Here is a 1,056-nt window from a genome sequence, read left to right as displayed (position 1 = left end):
CGACATGCGCGGCACGCTGTCGGGCGGCACCGCGGCAAGTGCGAAAGCGACCTTCGATGCGGTCGCCAAGGACCTCAGCCTCGTCGCCATTCTCAACGATCATTTTGCGCTGACGCCGGGCTTCACCGGGCCGAAGCAGCCGAAAGGCAACAGGGCGATCCTGGAGGAGGATCTGCAATCCTGGGCCGCGCCGTTCATGATGGCGCTGATCAACACGCGCAACGTCCATCGCTCCAACATGCTGATGGGCTTTCCCTATGGTCAGGAGTTCGTCTACGACGAGATGGTCCTGACCGGTCCCGGCGAGAAGGGTGAGGCCAACGCCAAGCGCGTGATGGCCGCCAACGCCGAGAAGACCGGCCCGAACGCGCCGAAGCCGGGCGAGGGGCCGTCGAAGGAAGAGCAGGAGAACGGCCGCTTCGATCTGCTGTATGTCGCGATCGCACCCGACGGCCGCATGGTCCGCGCCGGCGTCACCGGCGACCGCGATCCCGGCTACGGCTCGACCTCGAAGATGATCTCCGAATGCGCGATCTGCATGCTCCGCGATACCACGGACGTTCCGGCAGGCTTCTGGACGCCGGGCGCAGCGATGCAGCACAAGCTGATCAAGCGGCTGCGGGACAATGCGGGGCTGACGTTTGAAGTGGAGCAGCAGGCGTAGCTTCCGTAGGGAGTTGCTCCCGCAGGGTGGGCAAAGGCGCAACGCGCCGTGCCCACCGTCTTTCTGTCGTTTAACGTCGCAAGTCGTGGGCACGCTTCGCTTTGCCCACCCTACGGCAGCGGGCGCTACACCGCCCGCGCATCATACGCGTACATGAAGTCCATGCCCTTGGCGCCGAGCGGCAACAGCCATTTCAGCATCTGATTGCGCATCCACGCGCCGGTGGCGCTGAATTCGCGCTTGCTGTTGCCGTTGCGGCGGGCCATCGCGACGATCTTCTCGGTGCGCGGGCGTCGCTCGGCCTCGAAGGCCTGGAAGGTGGCGCCGAGCTCCTGGCGCTCCTGCATCAGACGCGCAAGCCGCATCGCGTCTTCCAGCGCGAGCGAGGCGCC

1 protein-coding gene and 1 pseudogene are annotated in these 1,056 nt (G+C 65.9%); one reads left to right on the top strand and one right to left on the bottom strand.

Annotated features, from left to right (window positions below; genetic code table 11):
- Positions 1–664 (top strand): annotated as a pseudogene (locus tag MOV74_RS38880) (saccharopine dehydrogenase); the annotation flags it as partial.
- Positions 665–789: 125 nt separating this feature from the next.
- Here the strand turns inward: MOV74_RS38880 and MOV74_RS38875 are convergent.
- Positions 790–1,056, bottom strand: a 267-nt coding sequence (locus tag MOV74_RS38875) for an FAD-dependent oxidoreductase (protein ID WP_404979237.1), incomplete at its 5' end; no start/stop codon positions are given.

Source organism: Bradyrhizobium sp. SHOUNA76, from assembly GCF_023006445.1.
Lineage (GTDB): Bacteria > Pseudomonadota > Alphaproteobacteria > Rhizobiales > Xanthobacteraceae > Bradyrhizobium.
The sequence above is the reverse complement of the archived record's forward strand: the minus strand, read 5'-3'. Positions and strand labels throughout refer to the sequence as shown.